This is a genomic window from Dermacoccus sp. PAMC28757 (genome assembly GCF_014302635.1).
GTDB classification, from domain to species: domain Bacteria; phylum Actinomycetota; class Actinomycetes; order Actinomycetales; family Dermatophilaceae; genus Dermacoccus; species Dermacoccus abyssi.
Map to the genome: position 1 here is coordinate 395,043 of NZ_CP060292.1, position 24,423 is coordinate 419,465.

The following is a 24,423-nucleotide window of genomic DNA, read 5'->3' on the forward strand; positions in this document are numbered from 1 at the left end:
GCTGACGGCACTTGCCGTCACACCTCGAACCGCGAAAGGTGCTATGAGACATCCGCCCAGCTTTCGCATCACACGGAGTTCGGCCCACGCTCGGTCGGCCGTGTGGGACGCACTGTGGGATCTCGAGATTCACTCACGCGTGATCCCGTTCACCACCGTGACCCTCGTGCCCACCGAAGTCGGACACGAGAGCGGCCTGCGAGAAGGGTCACGGTTCGACGCCCGCACGCATCTCGGGCCCCTGACGATCGACGACGTCATGCGCGTCGACCGCTGGGATCCGCCGGCGGAGGCTCGAATCGTGAAGGTCGGGCGAGTGTTCGGTGGCACAATCACCGTGCGCCTGAGTGACGTCGATGGCGGGAGCCGTCTCGACTGGCATCAGACGTACAGCGTTCACGGGCTGCCCGACATCGTCGCGTGGTTGGCGGTGCCTCTCGTTCGTGCCGGATACGTGAGAACTCTGAGCCGCATCATCGGATCTCAGGAACCGGCTGGGTGAGCGTGGCCTGCGCGGCCGCTACCGGCATCGCTCAGACTATCTCCCACTCGGCGACGGGGCCGGGAATCAGCGTGAACATCGGATGCGGCCGCGGCGCGCTCGCGGCCAAGTGCGCGCGGAACCACGGCGGGTCTCGCTGCTCGACCTTTCGGCACAGATGGGCCCACTCGTAATCGAGTTGCCCTTGCGCGAGCGTCAGCGATACGGAGGGCTCGAGGGGCCTCAAAAGCTTGTCCGAACGAAACGTGTAGCCACGTCGATCCGCTTCCTCAGCGAGTCGCCAAAGATACGACGTGATGGCGCGGATCGGGTCGTCGGTGGCACGAAACCTCAGCAGCTGCGGGTGGTTCCTGTACCCCGTGGTCTCTCCGGCGAGAACCTTCTGCGCGAGCAGCCCCTCACGCCATCCCGCCACGAGAGCGCGTCTGTCCAGCTGGGCAGGGTGAAGGCTCCATATGCGCATACCCTGAATTTACCGACACTCCTAAGCCGTCGACATTCGGCTCCGAAGGGAAAATCGTGAACTCTACTGCCCGACATCGCTTCGACGGGTACATCCTGGGCGTCGGCACACCGTGTAGTCGCCGATTCGTCGTGGGGTGCTGGCAGCGCTCCCCGTTCGGCGCGTTCGCCGACATCATGGTGGCCCACCCGGACGGCGCGCGAACTCATCGCTCCCAACGAAGAAGTCGGAGCGTACGTCTGCGAGACGTACCAGTTCGATCAGGTCACGTTGTCGGACGTTCACGTCGCGCGCAACTCTTCGAAGTGGGTCATCGCCACCGATCGGTCGAGGCTTAGCGCTACGTTCGGTCGTCGCAGGCTCTTGGGCTACCCCTTGCGCCTGGTCCGTGGACCGCTCATCCACCCTGTGACGGCACGATTGTCGAACCCGCTGGCTCGTCGCCTCGTGGAGGGGGTTCAGAAGCACGGGTCCGCAGGCCACGGGGCGCACGAGTATTACGTCGCCGAGGACCTTCGCCGCGTGGCGACGCTGAGCGGCTCGTGGGAAGGAGAGCCGATCGGCGTCCTGGCCCCCGTGACCCCGGCCCCGCAGTTCGGGTTCAGCTCCACACCGCAGATTCCCTCTGACGCGTGTCACCTCGTTCATTGACCGGCCTGGCGCGTGATCTGAACGAGGCGGAAACGCCGCGGCCCCGCAGAACCTCAGAGGTTCTGCGGGGCCCGGCGTTGTGCGACGTTCAGCAGCAGCGGCTGCGCGGGTTGGTGTCCTGCGCGTCCGTGCGTTCGCGCCAGTACTCCTTCTTCGTCATCGGAGCCTCACCGGGGTGAGTGCGCTCGTGATGCGCGAGGTAGCGCTCGTAGTGGTTGTCGCCCATGACGGACGCCCAGTACCAGCGCACCGCACCGAACGCACGGCGGAGGCCGCCTGGCTGTTCCTGCTCCAGGCGGCACTCCGTCGTCGTGCGATCAGGCATGGACACGCCCACCGGCCGTCGTCGTGCGATCAGGCATGGACACGCCCACCGGCCGTCGTCCTGACGCCGGTCGACCACACCGCGGCATCGCGCGCGGTGAGCCTCGTCAGTCGCGCTCGCGCACCACGTCGCCGGGGTGGATGAGGTAGGCGCCACCACGAACGGGCGGTTGGAGGTCTGCCCAGGGTCCGAGCATCCGCGGAGCGTCCTTGCCGAGGTTGTAGAGCATCGCCATGACCCGGCGGTGACGCACCACGGTGCCTTCTCCGTCGACGATCCACCGCTCCAGCTCCCGTTCGTCGGCACGCATAGTCGGGGCGAACACCGGCGCATGGTCGGTGTCGAACACGTCGTCCGACGGACGTCTCAGATCACACCCCTCGACGCGCAGACACCAGGACTCGATGGCCACGATCCGCCCGTCGACCGCCGTTGCTCGGCACCGGTCACCCTGCGGCAAGAAGGCGACGAGCGAGCCGGCGCACGGCACGGCGAACGCGCACGTCAGTGCGGCCAGGGCGGCGCGCCCCCACGGTCCGAACTCCGCCCACCCGCCGAACAGGCCCCATGCGCACAACACGGTGAAGATCCCCCACGTGAGCGCCGTTCCGACGAGTCGCGGGTACGGGCTCCGCTCCTTGCCCAGCACCTGTCTCACACCTGAATCCCTCTCATGCCTCGGCGCCCCACACTTGGTGACGGCTGGGGTAGATGGTGACGTTCAGCCGTCACCATCTACCCCAACCGTCACCAATTCATGGAGCCAGCCCGCGGGCTCACACGCTCAGCAGCACCTGCTGCGCGGGTTGGTGTCCTGCGCGTCGGTGCGTTCGCGCCAGTACTCCTTCTTCGTCATCGGAGCCTCACCGGGGTGAGTGCGCTCGTGATGCGCGAGGTAGCGCTCGTAGTGGTTGTCGCCCATGACGGACGCCCAGTACCACCGCACCGAGTCGAAGGCCCGACGAAGACCGCCCGGCTGCTCCTGCTCCAGCCGGCACTGCGTGTTCGTCTGCTCAGGCATGGACGCGACCTCCCGCGGGAGCACCCTCCGGGTCGAGACCGGCCTCGCGCCACTGCTCGAGCACGGCCTTCTCGTCGTCCGTGGCCGAGAAACCGGCCGGGGCGAAGATCTTCGAAGGCACCTTCTCGTCGGTGACGCCGTCGTCGGCCTCGCCCGCACGAACCGCCTTGATCGCGGCGATGACACCGGCGATGACGACGATGAGCACGAGACCCGCGAACAGGATCGACAGCGACTGCTGGATGAACGTGTTGCGGATGACCGCGTCGATCGCCTCCGGCGTCTTGGCCGTCTTGAAACTCGTCAGGCCCTTCTCCTTGGCGTCGACGAACGCCTTGTGCTGCGCCCAGTAGCCGAGCTTCGGGTCGGAGGAGAAGATCTTCTGGTAGCTGGCCGTCATCGTGACGATGACGTCCCACGCGAGCGGAACGCCCGGAATCCAGGCCCACTTCACGTGGCCGCTCTTGACGACGACGACGACCACGACCGTCAGCGCCACCGCGGCGAGCAGCTGGTTGGCGATACCGAACAGCGGGAACAGCGTGTTGATGCCGCCCAGCGGGTCGGTGACACCCATGAGGAGGATGGAGCCCCAGCCGGCGACGACGAGGAACGTCGTGATCCAGGCGCCGACCTTCCAGGACGTCTCACGGAAGCGCTTGAGGCCCGGGACGTTGCTGAGCGTGTCGGAGAGCATGAAGCGCGCGACGCGGGTACCGGCGTCGACCGTCGTCAGGATGAACAGCGCCTCGAACATGATCGCGAAGTGGTACCAGAACTGCTTCATCGAAGCGCCGGGGATGACCTGCGAGAACACGTTCGACATACCGAAGGCGAACGTCGGTGCGCCACCCGTGCGGGAGACGACCGACTCCTCGCCGACGTCCTTCGCGGCCTGCGCGATCTCGGTGGCCGACGTCGGGTCGCCGCCGAGGCCGAGCGAGTTCACCCACGCGGCAGCCTTCTCGGGCGTACCGCCGGTGACGCCGGCGGGCGAGTTCATGACGAAGTACAGGTGGTGGTCGATGATGGCGGCCGCGATGAGCGCCATGATCGCGACGAACGACTCCACGAGCATCGAGCCGTAGCCGATGAGGCGAGCCTGGCTCTCCTTCTGCAGCAGCTTCGGCGTCGTGCCCGAGGATATGAGAGCGTGGAAGCCGGAGAGCGCACCACAGGCGATCGTGATGAACAGGAACGGGAACAGCGAACCGGCGAAGACCGGGCCGTTGCCCTCCTTGCCGAACGAGGTGATGGCTGGGATGTCGATGGCCGGTCGGGCGATGACGATGCCGAGCGCGAGCAGCACGATCGTGCCGACCTTCATGAAGGTCGACAGGTAGTCACGCGGAGCGAGCAGCAGCCACACCGGAAGGACGGCGGCGGCGAAACCGTAGATGATGATGGCCCACGCGAGCGCCGTCGGCGACAGCGTGAACATGTCCTTGCCCCAGTCGGTGCCGGCAACCCAGCCACCGGCGACGATGGCGAGGAGCAGCAGGACGACGCCGATGCCCGAGACCTCGGAGACGGCACCCGGGCGCACGAAGCGCAGGTAGCACCCCATGAAGAGAGCGATCGGGATCGTCATCGCGAGCGAGAAGACACCCCAGGGCGACTCGGCGAGCGCGTTGACGACGACGAGGCCGAGCACGGCGATCAGGATGATCATGATCGTCATGACGGCGAACATGGCCGCCCAACCGCCGACCGGGCCGAGCGTGTCACGGGCCATCTGGCCGAGGCTGCGACCGCCGCGGCGCGTGGAGATGGCGAGCACCATGTAGTCCTGCACGGCGCCCGCGAAGATCACACCGAAGATGATCCAAAGCGTGCCCGGCAGGTAACCCATCTGCGCGGCGAGCACGGGGCCGACGAGCGGGCCGGCGCCGGCGATGGCGGCGAAGTGGTGACCGAACAGCACGCGCCGGTCGGTGGGCAGGAAATCCTGGCCGTTCTCGAACTGCTCGGCCGGGGTGGCGAGATCGTCGCGCGGACGGATGACCTTGTACTGGATGAGGCGGCTGTACAGCATGTAGCCGATGACGTAGCTGCCGACGGCAGCCATGACGAACCAGATCGAGTTGACGTGCTCGCCGCGGACGAACGCAACCATCGTCCAACCGATGGCGGCGATGACGGCCGCGACGGCGATGACGATCTTCTGACGTCCCGTGATCTGGCGGGGTAGGTCGACCGCGACCGGGGGCGTGTTCCCGTCGCGCTCGGGGGTTTTGGTGCTCGACGCGGGCACGGAGACCTCCCTTTTCGTGTGAGTGTGAGCAGGGCCACGTTATGCGGTGTCGGGTAGGTCACAGGGCTTTGACAACGCACGCGCAGGTCACGCCTTCATCACGAATTTGGACGAACGTCACGCAGTGGGGCCGGTGGGGCGCGGTCCGTCGCCGAACCAGTAGCGACGGCTGTCTTCACGAACGTCCTCGAGCTGCCCGCCGCAGGCCTCGATGACGGCGCGCGAGGCGCCGTTCGTCTGCGCGCAGCAGACGAGCACGGGGGCGATGTCGAGCGCGGCGGCTTCGGCGAGCCCGAGCTTCAGAGCCTCCTTCGCGATGCCGCGTCCGCGAGCGGCCGGCCGCACGGAGTAGCCGATGTGGCCGCCGAGTTCGTAGAGGAACTCGTTGAGCGCGTGACGCAGGGCGAGGTGGCCGACGAGGTCGCCGTCGTCGACGATCCAGAAGTAGGAGCAGTGGACGAGCCCGGTGTGCGGCGGCCACATCGTGTTGCCCTGGCGGGCGCAGTCTTCGACGTAGGCGGCGAAGCCGTCGGGGGTGATGTCGACGTCGGTGCCCGCGAAGAAGCCCGATCCGTCCATGCCGCCCGCGCACACCCAGTGGTCGTCGCGCGAGTCGGTGGTGGCGTCGCGGAACTCGCGCAGCATGGCCGACCAGTCGTCGTAGCGCGCGGCGTCGGGGGCGATGAGTTCGATCATGTCGGTCATCTCATCACCCCCGACGGTGGAGCGTCGATCAGTTTTCGGGGCGCTTAGCGGGCGCGCAGGCCGTCGACGCCGCGGGGCTCGTCGCCGCGCACGGTGACGCGGTGCATGACGCGGGTGTTCGTGTAGTCGCGGTTGGCGTAGTGGGAGGTGGCGCGGTTGTCCCAGATGCCGACGTCGCCGGGCGCCCAGCGGTGACGGATCGTGTGCTCGGGCTGCGTGAGGTGGGCGTAGAGGGCGTCGAGGATGGCGCGCGACTCGGCGTCGGAGACGCCACTGACGTGGGAGGTGAAGCCGGGGTTGACGAACAGGCCGCGGCGGCCGGTCTCGGGGTGGACGCGGACGACGGGGTGTTCGACGGCGGGCAGTTCGGTGACGATCTCGCCCTCCCACTCGTGGCCGCCGTTCTTCTTGAGGAAGGCGCCCCACTCGCGGTTGCCGTCGTGGACGGCGAGCAGCTGGTCGGCGAGCGCCTTGAAGGGTGCGGAGAGGGAGTCGTAGGCGGCCTGGCTGTCGGCCCAGGACGTGTCGCCGCCGTAGGGCGGGAGCGTCACGGCGCGGAGGATGCTGATGGACGGCGGCCGCTTCATGAAGGTGACGTCGGTGTGCCAGACGTCGGAGAAGGAGAACTCGGGGTCGCTCGAGTCGATGTTATAGATCTCGCTGCGCTCGTGGTTGCCGGCGACGGGGTGGCCGGGCGTCAGGTCGCCGAGGAGGTTGCCGAGGCGTACCTGGGCGTCGTCGTCGAAGCCGTGCTGATCGCGGAAGAAGAGCACCTTGTGGGCGAGCAGGGCGCGGCGGATGTCGAAGGCCGCGATCTCGTCGATGGACGCCAGGTCGATGCCGTGGATGACGGCGCCCAGGGCCGGGCCGAGGCGCTCGATGCGCAGTCCGGGCGTCGTGGCGGGAGCGTGGGTGGCGAGAAGTGTCATGACAACCTCTTTGTTCGTTGCGCTTGCGCAGACGCCGGGCGGCGACGCGCCAGGTCGTTACTCGGGGCACCCCACCGCAGCGGAGGGTTGCCGTCCGGCCAGCCGAGACTTGTCGCCGGAACTCGTGACCTACCCATAACGTAGACGCACCCACTGCCAAATGGAAAGTTATGGTTCGAGCGCCGTCCACATGGCGAACCCGCCCCTCCCCGATGTTGGGTGAGCGCCGCGCCACCGGCGTCTCGGTTCCCCCTCAAAGTCGGTGTGCGCCACCCTCCGCGAACCATCACGGCAGCACGAAGCCAGAACTGCGAGAGCGAAGGGGGTGGACTGCCCACGCTATGGCTTGAGTGCTGAGAGTCCGTCCCGCGCTGCGGGAATCGCTCCCGCCCCGCACCGCTCAACGACGCAGCGCCTGCCTCTTCACAGAGGCAGGCGCCGCGTTACGTTCGTCGATGCGGAGCGGGCTCAGGCCCGCCAGTGCGAGCCGAGGGGGTAGCCGCCGTTGTCGCCGTTCTCCGTCGTCTTCGTCGCGAGCACCTGGTGCAGGTGCAGCCAGCCCTCCTCGAACGCGAGGCGCGAACCGGCCATGTAGATGCCCCACACGCGCGCCGTCGGCAGGCCGGCCTCGCCGACGCAGAACTCCCAGTTCGCCTCGAGGTTGCGGCACCACGCGGCGAGCGTGTGCGCGTACGACAGGCGCAGGTTCTCGTCGTGCTGCACCTCGAACCCGGCGTCGTGGCACTCCGCGATGAGGCGCCCCGGGGAGGCCAGTTCGCCGTCGGGGAACACGTAGCGATCCGTGAACGGCTCCGGCCGCGCCGACGCCGTGTCGTCACGACGCGTGATGCAGTGGTTGAGCAGGCGCCCGCCGTCACGCAGCTTCGAGTGCAGGAACGTGAAGTAGTCGTGGTAGTTCTTCACGCCGATGTGCTCCGTCAGGCCGATCGAGCTCACCTTGTCGAATCCCGTCTCCGTCACGTCGCGGTAGTCGCTGTGGCGAATCTCGACGAGGTGCTCAAGGCCCGCCTCGCGCACCGCGCGCTGACCCCACTCCGCCTGCTCGCGGCTCAGCGTCACCCCGAGCACGCTCACGCCGCGCTCGCGCGCGGCGTGGATCGCCATGCCGCCCCAGCCGCAGCCGACGTCGAGCAACCGCTCGCCCGGCTGCAGGTCGAGCTTGTCCGCCACGAGCGCGAACTTGCGCTCCTGCGCCTCCTCCAGCGAATCCGTCGCCGCGTCGTAAACGGCACACGTGTACGCCATCGACGGGCCGAGCACCTTCTCGTAGAACGCGTTCGAGACGTCGTAGTGGTAGCTGATCGAATCGGCCGCCCGCGACATCGGGTTCACCTTCGCGAGGTGACGCTTCCAGCGCGGCTGGCTCTCGATCTCCGGCAACGGCGGGTGCTTGAGCGCCTTCGTCCCCAGCGCCTTGACGATCGGCGCGAGCACCGACGCCGCGTCACGCTTGCCCAGATCCTTCACACGCAGATCGCGCTTGATGAGGCTGAACACCTCGTACGGGTCGCCCTCGGAAAAGCCCGTCCCCGTCAGCGTGCCCGTGAGGTACGCGCGAGCGAGCCCCAGGTCGCCGGGCGCTGTGAGGAGGTAGCGCAGCCCCTCCTCGTTCTCGATCCGCAGCTGGATCGCAGCGTCCTTCGGCCCGACGTCGGTGCCGTCGTACGCGGTGAGGCGCATCGGCAGCGGCTCCTCGAGCACCGCGGTGACGGCCTGCTGAACGAGGGGTGCGCCGGTCGGCGTGGTCATGCGTGGGTCCTTACCTTGTCTGCGAATTCGGGCAGTCGGCCCGAGGGGTCGTACATCGACTTCATACGGCGGTATTCGGCTGCGCCGTAGAGGTCTTCGAAGGTCTGTGCGTCGTAGTAGACGTCGGAGTACAGCGACTTGTGACCGCCCATCGTGGGCAGCACGGCCTCGATGTCGCGGTTGACGTCGCCGTCCGCGCGGCCGGGCTCGATGGCCACCGTGCCCCAGAACCCGACGTTGACGTACGTGCGATTCGGCTCGAGCCGGTACAGCGGCCACGCCTGATCGCCCCGCAAACGCAGCGGGCAGACCCACACCGGCGTCATGCCGACGTGCTCGTCGAACCACGGCATGAAGTTCACGAGTTCCTCGAGCGGCACCTCGACGTCCTGGACGACGCGCTCACGCGGTAGCTCGCCGCGCATCGAGTCGATCTTCGCGGCCACGCCGTAGCGGTTCTCGAAGCCGACAATGCGGTGGAATACGTCGCTGCGGCGGTACTTGCTCGGCCACAGCCGGCGGACCGTCGGGTTCTGCACACCGAACGCGTTGGAGCACCAGAACCAGTCCGTGTCCCAGCGCCAGATGTAGTCGTGCGCCGTGAGGGTGTCGCGGTCCAGCTCTTCGATGCTGCGGTAGAAGATGCGCTGACCGGTGTAATCGCTCGGGTGACGGCGAACGTCGGGGAAGAAGTTCGCGAGGACGAGGTAGCACTCGTCCGGCGAGACGATCATGCCGTCGAGGCCGTCGACGCGCTCGCCCTCCCACACCTCGTCCGCGACGATGCGCTCGATCGCCTCCGTCATCGCCCGGGCGGAATCGAAGCGGACGTTGCGCGTCTCGACGAGGTCGCCGATCGGCGCGAGCTCGATGCGCAGGCGCGTCGCATAGCCGAGGCTGCCGTAGCTGTTCGGGAAGGCCCGGAAGAGGTCGGCGTGCTCGTTCGTCGGCGTCGCCGTGACGATCGTGCCCTCCCCCGTGAACACATCCATCTCGAGGACGGATTCGTGCGGCAGCCCGTTGCGGAACGACGTCGACTCGATGCCCAGGCCCGTCACCGCACCGCCGAGCGTGATGGTGCGCAGCTGCGGCACGACGAACGGCATGAGGCCGTGCTGGAGCGTGACATCGACGAGGTTCTCGTACGTGCACATGCCCTGGACGTCGGCGGTGCGCGCTTCGGCGTCGATGCTGATGACGCCGGCGAGGCCCTCGACGTCGAGCCCGCGGGTGGCGCGCTCGCGCGGACGGAAGAGGTTCGAGGTCTTCTTCGCGAGGCGCACCGTCTCGTCCGGGCCGAGCGCGGCGAAGGACTCTCGCAGGCGCGAAACAGCCCGCTCGTGAGCCTCGACTCCGACCGGACGCGCGGTCTGAGAATTTCTATTGAACATCGATGTACCTCACGTTCTGACGCTACACCCGGCCCCAGATTATCCGCGACCTCCCGCGGATGAGACGGTGCTCACGCCCTGGGGTGTCTACCCGAACAGGGCTTCGCTCCACGCGTTGCGGAACATCCCGTCGGGGTCGAGACCGCGCGCCTCCGCATCCACCTCCGGCAGCGCCGGGAAGAGTTCGAGCATCCGCTCGCGCGACGTGGCGTAGAGCTTGCCCCAGTGCGGGCGCGCGTCGAACGGCTCGAGCGCAGCCTCCAACCGAGGCAGGAAGCGCATGACGGCGTCCGGGTCGCGATGCCACGTGATGTGCACCGCGACGACGTCCGCGCCGCGCATCGGGCTGAGCGACAGGTCGTCACCGGCGACGGCGCGAATCTCCATCGAGTGCGCCAACGTGGCGAAGACGTCGGCGAACTGCGGCAGCGCTGACAGGGCAGCACCGGCGTGCTCGCGCGGCACGAGGTACTCCGACTGCACCTCCTCCCCCACGCTCGGCTCAAACTCGGAGCGGAAGTGCGTGAGGCGCTCGTAGCTCGGCCCGGCCACTCCGAGCTGCTCCGTGACGGCCACGGGGTCGGCACCCGGCGAGGGATGACGCGCACTCGTGGCGGCGCGGGCTCCGAGGATCTCAGCCGGCGCGGCGTCACCGCCGCGACGCTTGGCGAACAGGAGCGCGCGACCACCGTCCTGCCAGTTCGGGGCGAGGCTGAACGAGTACAGCTCGCTGACGAGCGTGTCGAAGTGCTCGACGGCGGCCGCGTAGTCGAGGCCCTCGTACACCGTCGTCGCGATCTCGAACGCGGGCACGACGTCGAGTTCGAGCTCGACGATCGGCCCGAACAGCCCCAGGTGCACGGGGTAGTGCGCAAAACCTGCGTCACCGCGACGCACGATGCGCAGATCGCCGTCGGCCGTGACGTGCGTGAGGGAACGCACCGCGGACGCAAGGCTCGGCTGCGTGACGCCGGAGCCGTGCGTCGCCGTCGCGATGGCGCCGGCGATGGTGATGTGCGGCAGCGACGCGAGGTTCGCGAGCGCCAACCCGTGCTCGGCGAGCGCCGCGTTCGCCTCGGCGTAGGTGATGCCGCCGTCGACCCACGCGGTGCCCTCGTTCGTCACCTCGACGCGGCGCGGCAGGTCGCGCAGGGTGACGTGGACGCCGTCGGTGTCGGCGATTCCGTTGAAGCAGTGCCGGGTTCCGACGACCCGCAGCCGCTTGCCCGACGCTCGAGCCGCGCGCACCGCGTCCTGCACCTGCTCGACGCTCGTGGGCGCGACGCGCGCACTGGCTTCGTAGACGACGTTTCCGGCCCAGTTCGTCACGGGGATCTCGCTCATGAAACGACGCTATACCCGCGGGCCGAGGGTGAGGTCAGCCGATGAAGTTGTAGTGCCAGGACTCGGGATTCGAGCCGTTCCGGTCGAGGTAGGCGGGCCGGTCCCAGCCGTACTCCTTGCCGTGAGCGGTGAGCCACGTGTCGTAAGGGCCGCCGAAGCCGGAGCGATACGGAGTACCCGACATGGCGCTGCTGCTGCGGGTCTCCAGATCGATGGCCACGCCCATCCCGTGGTTGGACGTGCCCGGCCGGGCAGCCCGGGGGTATCCGAGGAAGCCAGCGTACTTCTGCTGCGTCGTCAGGTCGCGGTAGGCCTCGCCGATCTTGATGTCGTAGCCGTACTGAGCGCGGAAGGCCGCGTTCATCTCGACGAACGACTTCGCGGCCGGGCACGCCAGGAACCGGGGCTGCGTGGGGGCCCAGTTCGTCTGGGTCCAGGAGGGCAGCGCACACATGTCGTTCTTCTTCGCGACGCCGTTGTACGCGGACATGGTGTTGGTCGCGTAGATGAGGGCCGACGAGACGTAGCGACCCGTGTGAGCGCCAGAGGTGATCCTGAACCAGTCGTCGCTCACGTACTTGCCCTTGAGTGCGGTGCCCTTCGGGATGTACGCCACGAGCTCGGAGTGCGTCGTCGCCGCCGAGCGCACCGCGATGGGGTCGCGGTTCGTGATGACGTACCGGGTGACGGTGATGCCGACGGGCGCTTTGTTCGTGCCGAGTGCGGTGGGCCCGGACCGGAGCGGGTCGGTCCACAGCAGGTCGATGTTGCGCAGGTACTTGCCGTTGTAGGGCCCGCCGGTGATCTTGAACAGCTTGGTGCCGGCAATCTTGCCGGTGACCTTGGTGTTCACGGGGATCGTGGTCAGCTGGGTTCCGGCGCTGTTGTACAGGTAGGTCTTGGCGTACCCGACCCAGGCCGGCGTGCCGGTCGGCGCGGGGAGGCTCGGCTTCTTGGCCGGCGGGGCAGTGGCCGTCGTCTTCGCAAGAACGCTGTCCTTGACGTACTTGCCCGCGTACTTGCTGGGGGTGCTGATCTTGACCCAGCCGTTGGAAAGCGTGCCGGTGACCGTTGTGCCAACGGGCATCTTGCCGACGAGGACGGAGCTCGTGGCCGGGCTCGTGCGCACATTCGTGGTCTGGAACGTGGCGCGGGTCACCGTGGTGGAGGTCGCGGCGGGCGCCGCGAGGCTGACGGCGGCGCTCCCCGCGACCGTGCCCCCGAGGGCGAGCGTCACGGCCACAACGAAGCTGCGGGGGTTGGCGAGGATCATGCAGTTCTCCAGGATTCAGGCATGCCCGCTCGCGAGGCGACCGAGGTGGTGGCCGGCGACGGACGACGGGCTCGTCAGGCAGCGCGAGCGCCGAGAATCCCGGCCATCACAGAGTCGCCCACACGACGCTGCGCGATGCCCGAAGGCACCGATCTTCGACGCCCCCTTGGAAGACGTTGCCGCCACAGTGCGTGACGGAGATCTCGCTCTTGGAGGGACGTTATACCCCCGGCACCGACAATCAGCCCGAAGCGCACGAATCCTTCAAACGGCCCCGGTGGCAAGTTCGTGTCGACACCCATGGCTGGCGGGCCTCAGATCGTGACGACCATCTTGCCGGTGTTGCCGCCGGTGAGCAGATCCATGAACGCCTGCGGCGCGTTCTCCAGCCCCTCGACAACCGTCTCGTCTTCGGTCACGAGACATTGCGAGGTGACGAAGATGCCCCGCTCAGTTGACAAGATTCTGGAGCACGCCGACGAACTGACCACCCGATTCGAGACCTAGGAGCCCAGCCCGAACGACGAGGTCGACCCGCGTGCTCCCGTGAACTGCGTTCGGCCGCCGCGGAACGCTCCTCCGCCGAGCGTCACCTCTGGGATCGGAAGCGGTTCGCCTGGCACGCGACTTCGGGATGTCGTGGCGGCCCTCGGAACCTTCATCGGAGCAGTAGCGAGACAGCGCTACTGCCCATGCGACGCATTAACCCGATTCACGAGTGCAGCGGCGCAACTGTCTGCTGGTAGAGCGCCAGGCGCGGTTCGTCGTCGACGAGCCGATAAACGCTCGTCATGAGCGCGGTGAACGGCTCGTCGTCCCCGCGACGTGCCGTGGCGCGGTACGTCAGCGCGGCAGCCGATGCGCCGAGGGGTAGCAGCTTCACGTTGCTGAGCTCGTACATCGACCACGGCGGCGCGCCGTCGAGCGACTCGACCACCCCGCCGCGATCGAGCAGGAGCCCGCCCGCCAGGAGCATGACGCCGTCATCGGTCATAAGGCGGCCGTAGAAGTCAGCACCCGTGCGCGAACACAGCGCCTGCCAACCGCGGTGCTCCAATGTGACGAGGCGTTCTTCGCTCAGGTTCGACACGGTGGGCCTCAGATCGTGACGACCATCTTGCCGGTGTTGCCGCCGGTGAGCAGATCCATGAACGCCTGCGGCGCGTTCTCGAGCCCCTCGACAACCGTCTCGTCCCACGTGACCTCGCCGGAGCCGATCCAGCGCGCCATCTTCTCCTGGAACTCGGGCACGAGGTCGCGGTGGTCGGCCTGGATGAACCCGCGCATCGTGAGGCGCTTTCCGATCATGAGGGCCAGGTTGCGCGGCGCAGCTGGCGGCTCTGCCGAGTTGTACTGCGCGATGGCGCCACACATCGCGATGCGCCCGTTGAGGTTGAGGGCCGAGATGGCCGCCTCGAGGTGGTCGCCGCCCACGTTGTCGAAGTACACGTCGATACCGTCGGGCGCCGCGTCCTTGAGCTGACGACGCACGTCACCGTCCTTGTAGTTGAACGCCGCGTCGAAACCGCTCTCCTTGGCGCGCTCCACCTTCTCCGGCGAACCGGCCGAACCGATGACGCGCGACGCGCCCTCGAGCTTCGCGATCTGCCCCACGAGCGAACCGACGGCACCCGCCGCGCCCGAGACGAAGACCGCGTCGCCCGGCTTGAACTCGGCCGTGCGCAGCAGGCCGCCGTACGCGGTGATGCCCGGCATGCCCAGCACGCCGAGGTACGTGGACGGCGAGATCTCGACGCCGTCGATCTCCCGCTCCACCTTGCGCGCGCCCTTCGCCGGGACGACCGCGAGGTCGCGCCAGCCGAGACCGTGCAGCACGAGGTCCCCCGCGGCGAACCCGTCAGCCTGCGACTCGACGACCTCACCGACCGCGCCACCGTCGAGCGGCTCGTCGATCTGGAACGGCGGAACGTACGACTTCACGTCGTTCATGCGCCCACGCATGTACGGGTCGACGCTCATCACGACGTTGCGCACGAGCAGCTCACCGTCACCGAGCGCGGGCAGTTCGCGCTCCTCGAGACGGAAGTTGTCGGCCGTCGGAGCACCCTCCGGGCGCGACGCGAGAACGATGATGCGGGCCTTGTCGAAAGTCATGCCCTCACCTTGTCACACACCCCTGACAACCCCCTGGCCGCATGGCGCAAGATGGAACCATGACCATCGAGATCTCGTACGCCACCGAGGCCGACATCGACGACGTCGCAAGCCTTTTCGAGCAGTACCGCAGCTTCTACGGCAAGGCCCCGACGCACGACGCCCGCACCTTCCTCGAGGAGCGCGTGGCCGGTGGCCAGTCGCTCGTCCTCGTCGCCCGCGACGGCTACCGCGTCGTCGGCTTCGCCCAGGCCTACCGCGCGTTCGACTCCATCCGCCTCGCCCACGAGTGGATCCTCACCGACCTCTTCGTCGACGGCGCCGCCCGCGGACGTCGCGTCGGCGGTGGCCTCGTCGACGCTCTCGTGACGTCGGCCCGCGACAACGGAGCCCACGCCGTCATCGTCGAGACCGAGGCCGACAACGGCTACGCCCACCGTCTCTACGAATCGCGCGGGTTCGAGCAGGCCCGTGACACCGGCCGCTCAGTTCGGTACGCCCTGCACCTGCGCGACCACCACTGACGTCCGCAGCAGGCTACAGCGAGCGCGCGACGAGTTCCTTCATCACCTCGTTGGCGCCGCCGTAGATCCTCTGGATGCGCGCGCCGGCGTACATCTTGGCGATGGGGTACTCGGACATGAAGCCGTACCCGCCGAAGAGCTGCAGCACGCGGTCGATGACGTTGCACTGCACGTCGGTGGTCCAGAACTTCGCCCGCGAGGCCGTCGCGGAGTCGAGGTCTCCGTTGACGTGCAACCCGATGCAGTGGTCGAGCAGTGTGCGGGCGGCGAGCACGTCCGTCGAGCACTCGGCGAGGACGAAGCGCGTGTTCTGCAGGTCCATGAGGACGCCGTCGAACATCTCGCGCGACTTCGCGTGCTCGACGCCCAGCTCGATGGCGAGCTCCGCCGAACCGACGGCCGTGCACGCCAGGCCGAGGCGCTCCTGCGGCAGCTGCTCCATGAGGTGGTAGAAACCGCGGCCCTCCTCGCCGAGAACGTTCTCGACCGGCACGCGCATGTCGGTGAAGTGCAGCTCGCGGGTGTCCTGGCCGTGCTGACCGATCTTCTGCAGAACACGCCCACGCTCGAATCCCTCAAGGCCATCGGTCTCGACGACAAGCAGCGAAATGCCCTTGTGCCCGGCCTTCGGGTCACGCTCGCCGGTGCGGGCCACGACGACGATGAGGTCCGCGTGGCCGGCGTTCGTGATGAACGTCTTCGACCCGTTGACGACGAAGTCGTCGCCGTCACGCACCGCGCGGGTGCGCACACGCTTGAGGTCCGAACCGGCGCCGGGCTCCGTCATCGCGACGGCGCCGACCATCTCGCCGGTGCACATCTTCGGCAGCCACCGCTTCTTCTGTTCCTCCGTGCCGTAGGCGAGCACGTAGTGCATCACGATGATCGAGTGCACGACAAAGCCCCACGAGTCGTCACCGGCGCGTGCCTGCTCCAGCGCGACGACGGCCTCGTGGGCGAACGTACCGCCCCCACCGCCGTACTCCTCGGGGATCGACAGGCCCAGCAGCCCGAGCTCACCGGCCTTCGTCCACACCTCGCGGTCCACGGCGTGCTGCTCGTGGAAGCGGTCGATGTGCGCGGCGAGTTCGTCCTCGCAGAAACGTCGGGCGAGGGTGCGCAGATCGTCGAGTTCCTCGTTCATCCACGGCGATCGGTAGGGCAGCGGCGCGGTGGGGCTCATGCCTGATCCTTTCGAGCTGACGGGCGGTGCCCCCAGTGTGCCGCACCTCACATGAACGGCGGGCGTTCGCCCCCGCCGAACCTCTTGACCGAAATTCAAACCGAAGGGCGAAAAACAGCGTCGAATATCGCCCAGTTCGGCGCATCTGAGACAAGCGTTCGGCTACGATCTCGCCTGCAGGGGTGCACACGGGAGCGAAGGTTGCAAAATCGCCACACAGCCACCGCTTTTGAAACACGTTGCAACCGCCAGGTTGCGAAGTGTCGACACGAGAGAACTCTCGCGTCTACGCAGGACGTCGCCCGGGAGGGCGGCACGAAGGAGTCGACACCGATGGCGAGCCACGACGCCGGATGGGACGCGTTCCGTAGCGAACTGCGTCACTGGATGGAACTGCGTCACTTCACGAGCCGCGCGCTCGCAATGAAACTGAACGACGCCCTCGGGGCGTCGAGCGACGTCAACCTCGACGAACACGTGGTCAAGCGTTGGCGCCACTCCACCGCGCCGCCCCTGGCCGCGGTTCGCCACATCGCCGCCATCCTCGAGATGAGCGACGACCCGACGGGCGCCGCTCCGCACGACCCGACCTTCATCCTGCGCCGCATGGGCCTGCTCGACGAGCCCGCGACGACGGGCGAACTCGTCGACTCCAGCTTCCGCCTGCAGGAGCTGCGTCTGCGCCTGCTCGACGTGCGTGCCTCCCTCGGCGAACACTCGGCACGAAGCGGCGCCGGCCGCCTCGTCCAGACGGCGATGTCGCACGGCTACGCCGCAGCCGTCTACCCCGTGTGGGCCGGCCCTGTCGGTTACCCAATGCACGTCTCCGACCGCATCGACTTCCGCGCAGCGCGCCCGGGCCTCGGCAGCATCGACGACGTGCCCTCCATGCGGTCGCTGTTCGTCGAGAACTTCGTCGTGCCCGGCGAGCTCGGTCCACGATTCAGCACCCAACCCGACGACCTCGCGACGCAGGAGCACTGGGCCATCCCGCACATCGGGCGCCCCTCGACGCGCAGCGGGCACGTGCTGCACCTCGCCGTGCCGTCGATCGCCGTGTCGGCGCAGACGGCCCGAGCATGGGTCGACGACGTCGCCTCGATGCTCGCCTGGGTGCTCGGCTACGGCTTCGTCAGCACCCGCGAGATCGCTCGCGAACTGACGCGCAACCCGTTCGCCACCGAGGCACTGCGCAACGACGTCCACGAGCAGTTCCTCACCCAGGCGCCCGCGCGTCACGTGTGGTCACACCACGCCGCCGGCCTGCCCAGCGACAACCCGGGCGCGCCCTGGACCGACGCCAGCGGCGCCGTCGCCTCCTCGCTCGTCCACGTCCGCCTCGTCGAGACCGACGCCGTCCTCGACCACGAGAGCGACTGGCTCGCCGAGCAGCTCGGCACCACCGAGGAGGAGGCAGCCGTGCTCGCCAAGCGCGACCGCGACGAAGCCGCCAGCCGCCTCGACTCCCCGACCATGCAGCAGGTGCGCCACCGCGTCGTCACCGTGCCGGTCGAACTGCTGACCGACGCCTCGGACCGCTGGGAGCAGGTCTTCCAGACCGTGCTGCTCGTGACGCACCGCCTCCACGAGCTGGGCGTGAACGTCGACCTGTACCCCATCCACGAACGACTCGCGCGCGACGAACCGGACATCGCGCCGACGATCCTGCGATGGCTGGCCGACCACGGCTCGCCGCTCGTCAGCGAGACCTTCTCGTCGTCGCACCATCTCGGCTGAAGTTTCACCGGAAATCTGGCAACGCTGTGCCGTAGATTGAACATTCGACCTGCTTCTCGAGGTCGAAGCGCGAGACGACGGCGCCTCCATGCTGCGCCACCCCGCCCCCGGATCCTTCTCCTCTACCACCAGGAGCACCTTCGACGGATGGCTGCACACGACGCGAGTTGGGACATTTTCCGCTCCGAACTCAAGCATTGGATGGAACTGCGCAGGTACACGAACAAGGCCCTCGCAGACGCGATCAACGCCGACGCCGATGACGCCGGCCTCTCCGCGCCCATCACCGAACAGATCATCAAGCGCTGGCGGCACTCCACGTCGCCGCCGCTGCAGTCACTCAAGGTGATCGGCCGCATTCTCGGCATGAGCAACGACCCCGCCGGGAACGCACCGTACGACCCGACGTACCTGCCGCGCGCCATGGGAATCCTCGAGGCCGCACCGGAGCACTCGGAACTCATCGAGGCGGCCTACCGGCTGCAGACCATCCGCGCGAAGATCACCGACGCCCAGAGCACCCTCGCGAGCGCCACGGCCGACGAAGGTGTCGTCAACATCGTGCGCAGGGCGATGGAGAGCGGCCTCGGTGCCGCCGTCCTCCCGGTGTTCGAGGGGCCGCGCGGTTACCCGATGCACGTGTCGGACCGCATCGATCTGCGTGAACCGCAGCCCGACCGTCCCGCGCCCAAGCCGATCGACCATCCCGGGCTCGCCGACGCTCTCCAGGACTCGTTCGCCGTCGTCAGTCGACGGACGCCGCGTTTCGCGGTCGCAGCCGACGCCGCTCCCCCGGTGACGTTGTCACCGTGGGCCGTTCAGTACGTCGGACGCCCCCGCCCCGGCATCGTGCACCGCCCGCACGACGGCGTTCCGGCCGTCGTCATCACCTCCGTCACGACGACGCCGTGGACCGACGACGTCGGCGCCCTCGTGGCGATGGTGCTCGGCTACGGCTTCACGACGACGCGTGAGTTGGCGCGCGAACTCGTCAAGGACCCGTACCGCAGCGACCACCTGCGCAACGACATCCACGACAACTTCCTGTCCGCGGCGACACCGACGCGGCGCGTCTGGTCGCACCACGGCTCGATCCTTTCCGGCGACAATCCGTACGCACCGTTCCGCGACGCACAGGGACGCGTCACGAATCAGCTCGTGCAGATCTGCCTCGTCGAGGACGACGCCTCCCTCCTGCACACCGCGCAGTTCCCGCCCGGGCGTCTCGGCGGGGGACGCCCCGTCGACGAGGTGTCCTCGGAGTTCGACGAACTGCGCCGTCAGCGGGACACCATGGTGGCGCGCGCGGAGGAACTCACCGGGAACGTGCGCGTCTTCTCCCTGCCCGTGACCTTCTCCCCGGAACCCGACGAGCGCTGGCTGCAGGTCTTCCGCTGCACCCTCGCCGTGCTGCAGATCATCGCCGGGCTCGGTATCGACGGCGACCTGCGTGACGTCCACGACCGTCTCGTGCGCAGCGACCCGCAGGTGGCGCCGCAGGTGCTGCGCTGGCTCGCCGACCACGACGCGCCCTTCGTCGATCCGCGCTACCGCACGCGCCGCTGACCCCCGCGGGGTGGAGATGCTGGACGCGTGGACGGCGAGGGCGTAGAACAGGAATCGACCTGTACGACGCACGAGGAGGACGCCATGAGCGACATGGGTAACGACAAGAACGCTTCCGACGTGGCCGACACGCCGACGCCCGACGCCGACGAGGCCGTCGACGAGCAGACGGGCTCCGACCTCGAGGGCAACGCCAACGACGACGTCGTCGAGACCGAGGACGCCGGCTGAGCCGACCGATCCGACGAGAAGGGGCTGCCGCAGTTCGACACTGCGGCAGCCCCTTTCGTCACATCTGTGCGTCAGCGCAGGGAGTCGAGCCACTCCTGGGCAGCGACGTAGGCCTCGTCGCTCGCGTCCGGGCGGACGTCGACCGGACGGCGGTCGGCGCGCGCGTAGGAACCGAGGAAGCGGACCTGCGCGGCAACGCGCTGCAGGCCCATGAGCGCCTCGCCGACGCGCTCGTCCGCGACGTGCCCGTCGACGTCGATGGAGAAGCAGTAGCTGCCCATCGCCGCACCGGTCGGGCGCGACTCGAGGCGCGTCATGCTGATGCCGCGCGTGGCGAGTTGTTCGAGCAGTTCGAGCAGACCACCGGGGCGGTCGTCGTGCTGGTAGAGCACGAGCGTCGTCTTGTCGTGGCCGGTCGGCTCCGGCGTCGAGCTTCCCCCGTCCCGCCCACGGGCACGCTTGACGAGGACGAAGCGCGTCACGGCCCCGACGTTGTCACCGATGTCGGTGGCGAGCGTCTCCAGACCGAAGACCTGCGCGGCCATCGGCGCGCAGACGGCCGCCTGGTACTGGCCGACCTCACCGCGCGCGAGACCTTGCGCCGCGGCCGCCGTCGACAGCGTGGGCACGTACGTGGCTCCCGGCAGGTTCTTCGCCATCCACCCGCGCACCTGCGGCCAGGCGTGCGAGTGCGAGCCGACGCCGGTGATCGCGTCCTCACGCGTGCCGGGGCGCACCGCCAGGACGAACGTGATCGGCACGAGCACCTCGCCGACGAGCCGCAGCGTGCCCTCGGAGTGCTCCGAGTTGAGGGCGTCGAGCGTCGAACTCACGCCACCCTCGACGCTGTTCTCGATCGGCACCATGACGGCGTCGACCTCACCCTCGCGCACCGCGTCGAGCGCGGCCGGGACGGTGGCGTAGGGCACCGACTCGGCCAGCAGCGCCTCGGCGGCCTCAGCATCGTTGTGCTGGTGGTGCCACTGACGCAGCGCCGCCTGGGTGAATGTGCCCTCGGGGCCGAAGTAGCCGAAGGTCTCGCGTGCGCTCACGGTGTCTCTTTCCCGGCCCGCGCTGCCGCGACGGCCTGCTTCTCCTCGGGCGTGAGCTCGATCGAGCTCCGCCCGTTCTCGATGCTCTTGGCGTAGGTGCGCGACTCGCTGCGCGCGTGGATCGACGAGATGACGAGCCCGTCACCGTCGTCGTCGAGCAGGGCCGCGGAGAACGACAGGCGCCCCGCGATGTCGCCGAACGCGTCGTAACGCACGAGCGCCACACGCTTGAGGCTGTCGCCTGCGTCGACGGTTGCGCTGCGAAGTTCGCTTCGCGCGGAAGCGAGTTCTCGCGCAACCTCCTTCGGGCCGTCGCCGTCACCCCAGAGCACCCGGAAGCGCCGTTCCAACGTCACGACGCGCCACAGCGAGACCACCGCGACGAGGCACGCCACGGCGGCGACGGCGAGAGCGGCGATCAGCATTGGTTCAGCCTAGGGAAGCTCGGGCGGCCCGCGTCAGGCCGGTACCCAGCTCGGGAACTCGACGCCCGCGAGCCCGGCGATCATGAGCGCGGCGAAGATGAGGCAGACGACGCCGCCCGCAGCGCGGATCGTGGACAGGCTGATGCGGTTGAGCAGCGCGCGGCCGACAGCCGCACCGAGGCCCGAGACGAGCGCGAGCGCCGTGAACGCGGCGATGCCGACGGCCCACGGATTGCCGCCTCGGGCGACGAACCCGGCCGTCGCGAGCTGCGACAGGTCGCCCCATTCGGCGAGGAAGAGGATGAGGAAGCTCGCGCTGATCGCCTTGAGGCCCTCGGCGGGCTTCGCCTTGCCGGCGAACTCCTCCTCCGCCTCGTCGCCCTCGGCGGCAGCGTCCTTGGCGCCCTTGATGAGCAGGATGCCGGCCACGAGGAAAAGCAGCGCGACGACGACGTGAACCGGCGTCTCCGGCAGCTTGCTCAGCACCGCACCGAACGCGACGGCGACGACCGTCTGCACGAGGAACGCCGAGGCCACGCCGATCCACACGTACAACGGGCGGTACTTCGTCGCGAGAACGAGCGTCGCGATGAACGTTTTGTCGGGCAGTTCCACGAGGAACAGCGTCGTGAAAACGGTCAGCATGAGGGCGATATCCACGCTGGCCAACGATACGCGAGCCGGGCCGCCGGGGACTCACCTCCGTCTCAGGGCCGACACCTATGCTTGAGCGATGTTCCGCCGGTGGCTCGTCAGCGTCCTCGCGGCCGCGCTGGCGTTCGCGGCAGCGGCGTTCGGCATCAGCACGATCAAGGGCGACCGGCCTCCCACGCACCGCGTTCAGCCCGGCAACCTCGTCGTCATCGGCATGCCGGGCCTCACGTGGAGCGACATCAACGAGGAGACCACTCCGACGCTGGCGCAGATGGCCGGTCACGGCGCCATCGGTAACCAACTCGTGCGCGCCATCAGCGCCCACACGTGCAGCGACGCAGCGTGGGTGACGTTGGGCGCCGGCGCCCGCACTCCCATGGGGTACGGGCCCCCGATAGCGTCCAGTTCCGGCACCAACTCGTTCTGCCCCGAGCCCGTCACCGGCGTCCACAACCCGACGACCCAGACCTACACCTTCCACCAGTGGGACACGTGGTCGAAGGTCGCCTTCCGTCGCAACATCCCCTCCCGCATGGGCCTCGTCGCGAGCACCCTCGAGGACGACCAACAGTGCGTCGCCGCCGTCGGTGAGCGCGCCACGCTCGCCGCCGCGAACCGCGACGGCTTCGTCAGCCACTACTCACCGACGCTCACCAAGGACGCCCTCAGCGCCTGCCCGGTGACCTTCGTTTCCCTCGAGAGCCGCAATGACGCAGAGCTGCGCTACGTCATCGACAACGCGCCCATCGACACCACGTTCCTCGTCACCGGTCTCACCGACGACGAGCGACCCGAGTCGCCGCGCGCCATCATTCTCGACGGGCCGAACATCGGCGGCGGCATGCTGCGTTCGCGCTCGACGCGCCAGCCCGGCCTCGTGACGACGACCGACATCTCCGCGTTCATCCTCGAACGTGTGCCGAACCCGCCGACGCTCGGTGAGGGCAGGCCCCTCTCGGTCGAACGCACGTCGACACCCGCGACGATCCGCTCGGTCCACAACATGCAGACCCTGTTGCGCACCGAGCACAACCTCATTGCGCCGTTCTTCACGTGGGTGTTCTCCATCGCCCTGGCACTCGCGCTCGTGGGAGTCGGGCTGTTCGTGCGGGCGCGACGGCTTTCCGGCGGCCACCTGACGCCGCCGTCACGAAAGGACGCCGAGGCCGAGAGCCCAGAGGTGACTCGAGCCCGGCGACTCAACCGATGGTGGTGGAGCGTGACGGCCGCGCTCCTCGCCAGCGTGCCGGTCGCCACGTTCCTCGCGAACCTCTACGCCTGGTACCTGCACGAGCACGCCCTCGTGCGCTACGGGTTGAGCGTGCTCGTCGTGCTCGTGCCGACGGCGATCGTCGCCTTCCTCGGGCCGTGGCGCAGGTGGACGCCCGGGCCGGCCGTTTTCCTCGCGGGGTTCACTGCCGTCACGCTCGCCATGGACGTCGTGCAGGGTTCGCGCCTGCAACTCGTGTCGATGCTCGGCCTGCAGCCGGTGTACGGCGGGCGCCACTTCGGTATGGGCAACGTCGGGTACGCGCTGTTCATGACGTCCGCGCTGTTCGTGGCCGCGATGCTCGCCGGGCGCTACCGCGCGATGAAGCGGCCCCGTTTGGCGCTGCTCACGGTGCTCGCCATCGGCGTGCCCGCGATCCTCGTCAACGGGGTGCCGCAGTGGGGCAACGAGGGCGGCGGCTCGGCGGCGTTCGTGCCTGCGCTCGTGTACCTCGCCATGCGTGCGCGCGGATGGCGCATCACGTTCACGCGCCTGGTCGCTGCCGCTTTCGCGGGCGTGGTCTTCGTCCTCGGCGTCGCGTGGCTCGACTACCTGCGCGGCGAGTCGGAGCGAACCCACCTCGGTGACGTGTTCGCCGGGCTCATCGGCGACGGGCAGATCAACCCCGTCAAGCGCATCCTCTACACGAACTGGAACATGCTCAACCAGCACTGGTTCCACTGGCTCGTGCCCCTCGGGCTGCTCGTCGCGGTCGTCGTGACGGCCTTCCCGACGGGCCCGGGGCGCTTCCTCCAACCGCTCTTCGTGCGTGTGCCGATGCTGCGCCACGGGCTCATCGCGATCATCATCATGCTCGGCTTCGGGTTCATCGCGAACGACTCCGGCACGTCGATCCCACCCGCCGGCGCCCTCGTCGTCATCCCCCTGCTCGTGCTGACGGCCGCCCGCCTCACGTCGTCGGCCACCTACGAGGCGCCCCGCGTTCCTGCGGCCGGTCGACTGCCGTCGAAGAAGTGACGCGAGCGTTCGAAGGTGCCGCGCCGAGGCGGGGTTGAGGACTCAACGCGCCCTGACGGC

At 68.4% G+C, this 24,423-nt stretch carries 23 protein-coding genes, 1 pseudogene and 1 riboswitch; of the genes and pseudogenes, 6 read left to right on the top strand and 18 right to left on the bottom strand.

Annotation, left to right across the window (positions count from 1 at the left end; genetic code table 11):
- Positions 1–166 precede the first annotated feature (166 nt).
- On the top strand, positions 167–502 hold the full coding sequence (locus tag H7F30_RS01880; protein WP_187036339.1) for a hypothetical protein: 336 nt from the start codon (positions 167–169) through the stop codon (positions 500–502).
- A 31-nt stretch (positions 503–533) separates the two neighbouring features.
- Here the strand turns inward: H7F30_RS01880 and H7F30_RS01885 are convergent, their stop codons facing one another.
- The 14 genes and pseudogenes from H7F30_RS01885 to H7F30_RS01945 all read right to left on the bottom strand — a co-directional run bounded on the left by H7F30_RS01885 (position 534) and on the right by H7F30_RS01945 (position 14,743).
- Positions 534–965 (bottom strand): pyrimidine dimer DNA glycosylase/endonuclease V, encoded by a 432-nt coding sequence (locus tag H7F30_RS01885; RefSeq protein ID WP_047310698.1) that lies wholly within the window; start codon positions 963–965, stop codon positions 534–536.
- A gap of 739 nt (positions 966–1,704) precedes the next feature.
- Positions 1,705–1,941, bottom strand: coding sequence for a YbdD/YjiX family protein (locus H7F30_RS01890; protein WP_187036341.1), 237 nt, complete (start codon positions 1,939–1,941; stop codon positions 1,705–1,707).
- Positions 1,942–2,047: 106 nt separating this feature from the next.
- The gene (locus tag H7F30_RS01895) at positions 2,048–2,599 is read right to left on the bottom strand and encodes a hypothetical protein (RefSeq protein WP_187036343.1); all 552 of its coding nucleotides are present in this window, start codon (positions 2,597–2,599) and stop codon (positions 2,048–2,050) included.
- 126 nt (positions 2,600–2,725) lie between these two features.
- Positions 2,726–2,962, bottom strand: a complete 237-nt coding sequence (locus tag H7F30_RS01900) for a YbdD/YjiX family protein (protein WP_047311175.1) — start codon at positions 2,960–2,962, stop codon at positions 2,726–2,728.
- Positions 2,955–5,216, bottom strand: coding sequence for a carbon starvation CstA family protein (locus H7F30_RS01905; RefSeq protein WP_222617831.1), 2,262 nt, complete (start codon positions 5,214–5,216; stop codon positions 2,955–2,957). The genes H7F30_RS01900 and H7F30_RS01905 overlap by 8 nt, the downstream gene beginning before the upstream one ends.
- Positions 5,217–5,333: 117 nt before the next feature.
- A complete protein-coding gene (locus tag H7F30_RS01910; protein WP_255464923.1) occupies positions 5,334–5,921 on the bottom strand; it encodes a GNAT family N-acetyltransferase in 588 nt (195 codons plus the stop codon).
- A 44-nt stretch (positions 5,922–5,965) separates the two neighbouring features.
- Complete coding sequence (locus H7F30_RS01915; RefSeq protein ID WP_187036345.1) at positions 5,966–6,850, bottom strand: TauD/TfdA family dioxygenase; 885 nt, start codon at positions 6,848–6,850, stop codon at positions 5,966–5,968.
- A gap of 14 nt (positions 6,851–6,864) precedes the next feature.
- A riboswitch (SAM riboswitch) is annotated at positions 6,865–6,980 on the bottom strand.
- 338 nt (positions 6,981–7,318) lie between these two features.
- Complete coding sequence (locus H7F30_RS01920) at positions 7,319–8,620, bottom strand: cyclopropane-fatty-acyl-phospholipid synthase family protein (RefSeq protein ID WP_187036346.1); 1,302 nt, start codon at positions 8,618–8,620, stop codon at positions 7,319–7,321.
- Positions 8,617–10,011, bottom strand: a complete 1,395-nt coding sequence (locus H7F30_RS01925; RefSeq protein WP_187036348.1) for an FAD-binding oxidoreductase — start codon at positions 10,009–10,011, stop codon at positions 8,617–8,619. Before H7F30_RS01925 ends, H7F30_RS01920 begins: the two co-directional genes overlap by 4 nt.
- Before the next feature lie 87 nt (positions 10,012–10,098).
- On the bottom strand, positions 10,099–11,355 hold the full coding sequence (locus tag H7F30_RS01930) for an FAD-binding protein (RefSeq protein WP_187036350.1): 1,257 nt from the start codon (positions 11,353–11,355) through the stop codon (positions 10,099–10,101).
- A 34-nt stretch (positions 11,356–11,389) separates the two neighbouring features.
- Positions 11,390–12,628, bottom strand: coding sequence for a D-alanyl-D-alanine carboxypeptidase family protein (locus H7F30_RS01935; protein ID WP_187036352.1), 1,239 nt, complete (start codon positions 12,626–12,628; stop codon positions 11,390–11,392).
- Positions 12,629–12,942: 314 nt separating this feature from the next.
- Positions 12,943–13,047 (bottom strand): annotated as a pseudogene (locus H7F30_RS15030) (NADP-dependent oxidoreductase); the annotation flags it as partial.
- A 293-nt stretch (positions 13,048–13,340) separates the two neighbouring features.
- Complete coding sequence (locus H7F30_RS01940; RefSeq protein ID WP_047310707.1) at positions 13,341–13,718, bottom strand: nuclear transport factor 2 family protein; 378 nt, start codon at positions 13,716–13,718, stop codon at positions 13,341–13,343.
- Positions 13,719–13,726: 8 nt separating this feature from the next.
- Positions 13,727–14,743 (bottom strand): NADP-dependent oxidoreductase, encoded by a 1,017-nt coding sequence (locus H7F30_RS01945; protein WP_187036354.1) that lies wholly within the window; start codon positions 14,741–14,743, stop codon positions 13,727–13,729.
- 59 nt (positions 14,744–14,802) lie between these two features.
- On the opposite strand from H7F30_RS01945, the gene H7F30_RS01950 reads away from it, so the two are divergent.
- The gene (locus tag H7F30_RS01950; protein ID WP_047310709.1) at positions 14,803–15,267 is read left to right on the top strand and encodes a GNAT family N-acetyltransferase; all 465 of its coding nucleotides are present in this window, start codon (positions 14,803–14,805) and stop codon (positions 15,265–15,267) included.
- Between the two features lie 13 nt (positions 15,268–15,280).
- On the opposite strand, the gene H7F30_RS01955 is transcribed toward H7F30_RS01950, so the two are convergent.
- Positions 15,281–16,450, bottom strand: coding sequence for an acyl-CoA dehydrogenase family protein (locus H7F30_RS01955; protein WP_187036356.1), 1,170 nt, complete (start codon positions 16,448–16,450; stop codon positions 15,281–15,283).
- A 333-nt stretch (positions 16,451–16,783) separates the two neighbouring features.
- On the opposite strand from H7F30_RS01955, the gene H7F30_RS01960 reads away from it, so the two are divergent.
- From H7F30_RS01960 to H7F30_RS01970, 3 genes are all read left to right on the top strand, one after another.
- Positions 16,784–18,187, top strand: coding sequence for a hypothetical protein (locus H7F30_RS01960; RefSeq protein ID WP_187036358.1), 1,404 nt, complete (start codon positions 16,784–16,786; stop codon positions 18,185–18,187).
- A 147-nt stretch (positions 18,188–18,334) separates the two neighbouring features.
- Positions 18,335–19,753: a hypothetical protein gene (locus tag H7F30_RS01965; protein WP_129666141.1), complete on the top strand. Its 1,419-nt coding sequence runs from the start codon at positions 18,335–18,337 to the stop codon at positions 19,751–19,753.
- 84 nt (positions 19,754–19,837) lie between these two features.
- Complete coding sequence (locus H7F30_RS01970) at positions 19,838–19,984, top strand: hypothetical protein (RefSeq protein ID WP_156170139.1); 147 nt, start codon at positions 19,838–19,840, stop codon at positions 19,982–19,984.
- Positions 19,985–20,055: 71 nt separating this feature from the next.
- Here H7F30_RS01970 and pheA read toward each other — a convergent pair whose 3' ends face one another.
- Genes pheA through H7F30_RS01985 form a run of 3 tightly spaced genes read right to left on the bottom strand, consistent with a single transcriptional unit; the run spans position 20,056 to position 22,121 of the window.
- A complete protein-coding gene (pheA, locus tag H7F30_RS01975; RefSeq protein WP_187036360.1) occupies positions 20,056–21,036 on the bottom strand; it encodes a prephenate dehydratase in 981 nt (326 codons plus the stop codon).
- Positions 21,033–21,461, bottom strand: coding sequence for a DUF4446 family protein (locus tag H7F30_RS01980; protein ID WP_187036362.1), 429 nt, complete (start codon positions 21,459–21,461; stop codon positions 21,033–21,035). The genes pheA and H7F30_RS01980 overlap by 4 nt, the downstream gene beginning before the upstream one ends.
- 33 nt (positions 21,462–21,494) lie before the next feature.
- Positions 21,495–22,121 carry a TMEM165/GDT1 family protein gene (locus H7F30_RS01985; protein WP_187036364.1) on the bottom strand — a complete coding sequence of 209 codons (627 nt, stop codon included), beginning with the start codon at positions 22,119–22,121 and terminating at the stop codon, positions 21,495–21,497.
- A 73-nt stretch (positions 22,122–22,194) separates the two neighbouring features.
- Between H7F30_RS01985 and H7F30_RS01990 the strand changes: the two genes are divergently transcribed.
- Positions 22,195–24,363, top strand: a complete 2,169-nt coding sequence (locus tag H7F30_RS01990; RefSeq protein WP_187036366.1) for a hypothetical protein — start codon at positions 22,195–22,197, stop codon at positions 24,361–24,363.
- The last annotated feature ends 60 nt before the right edge of the window (positions 24,364–24,423 follow it).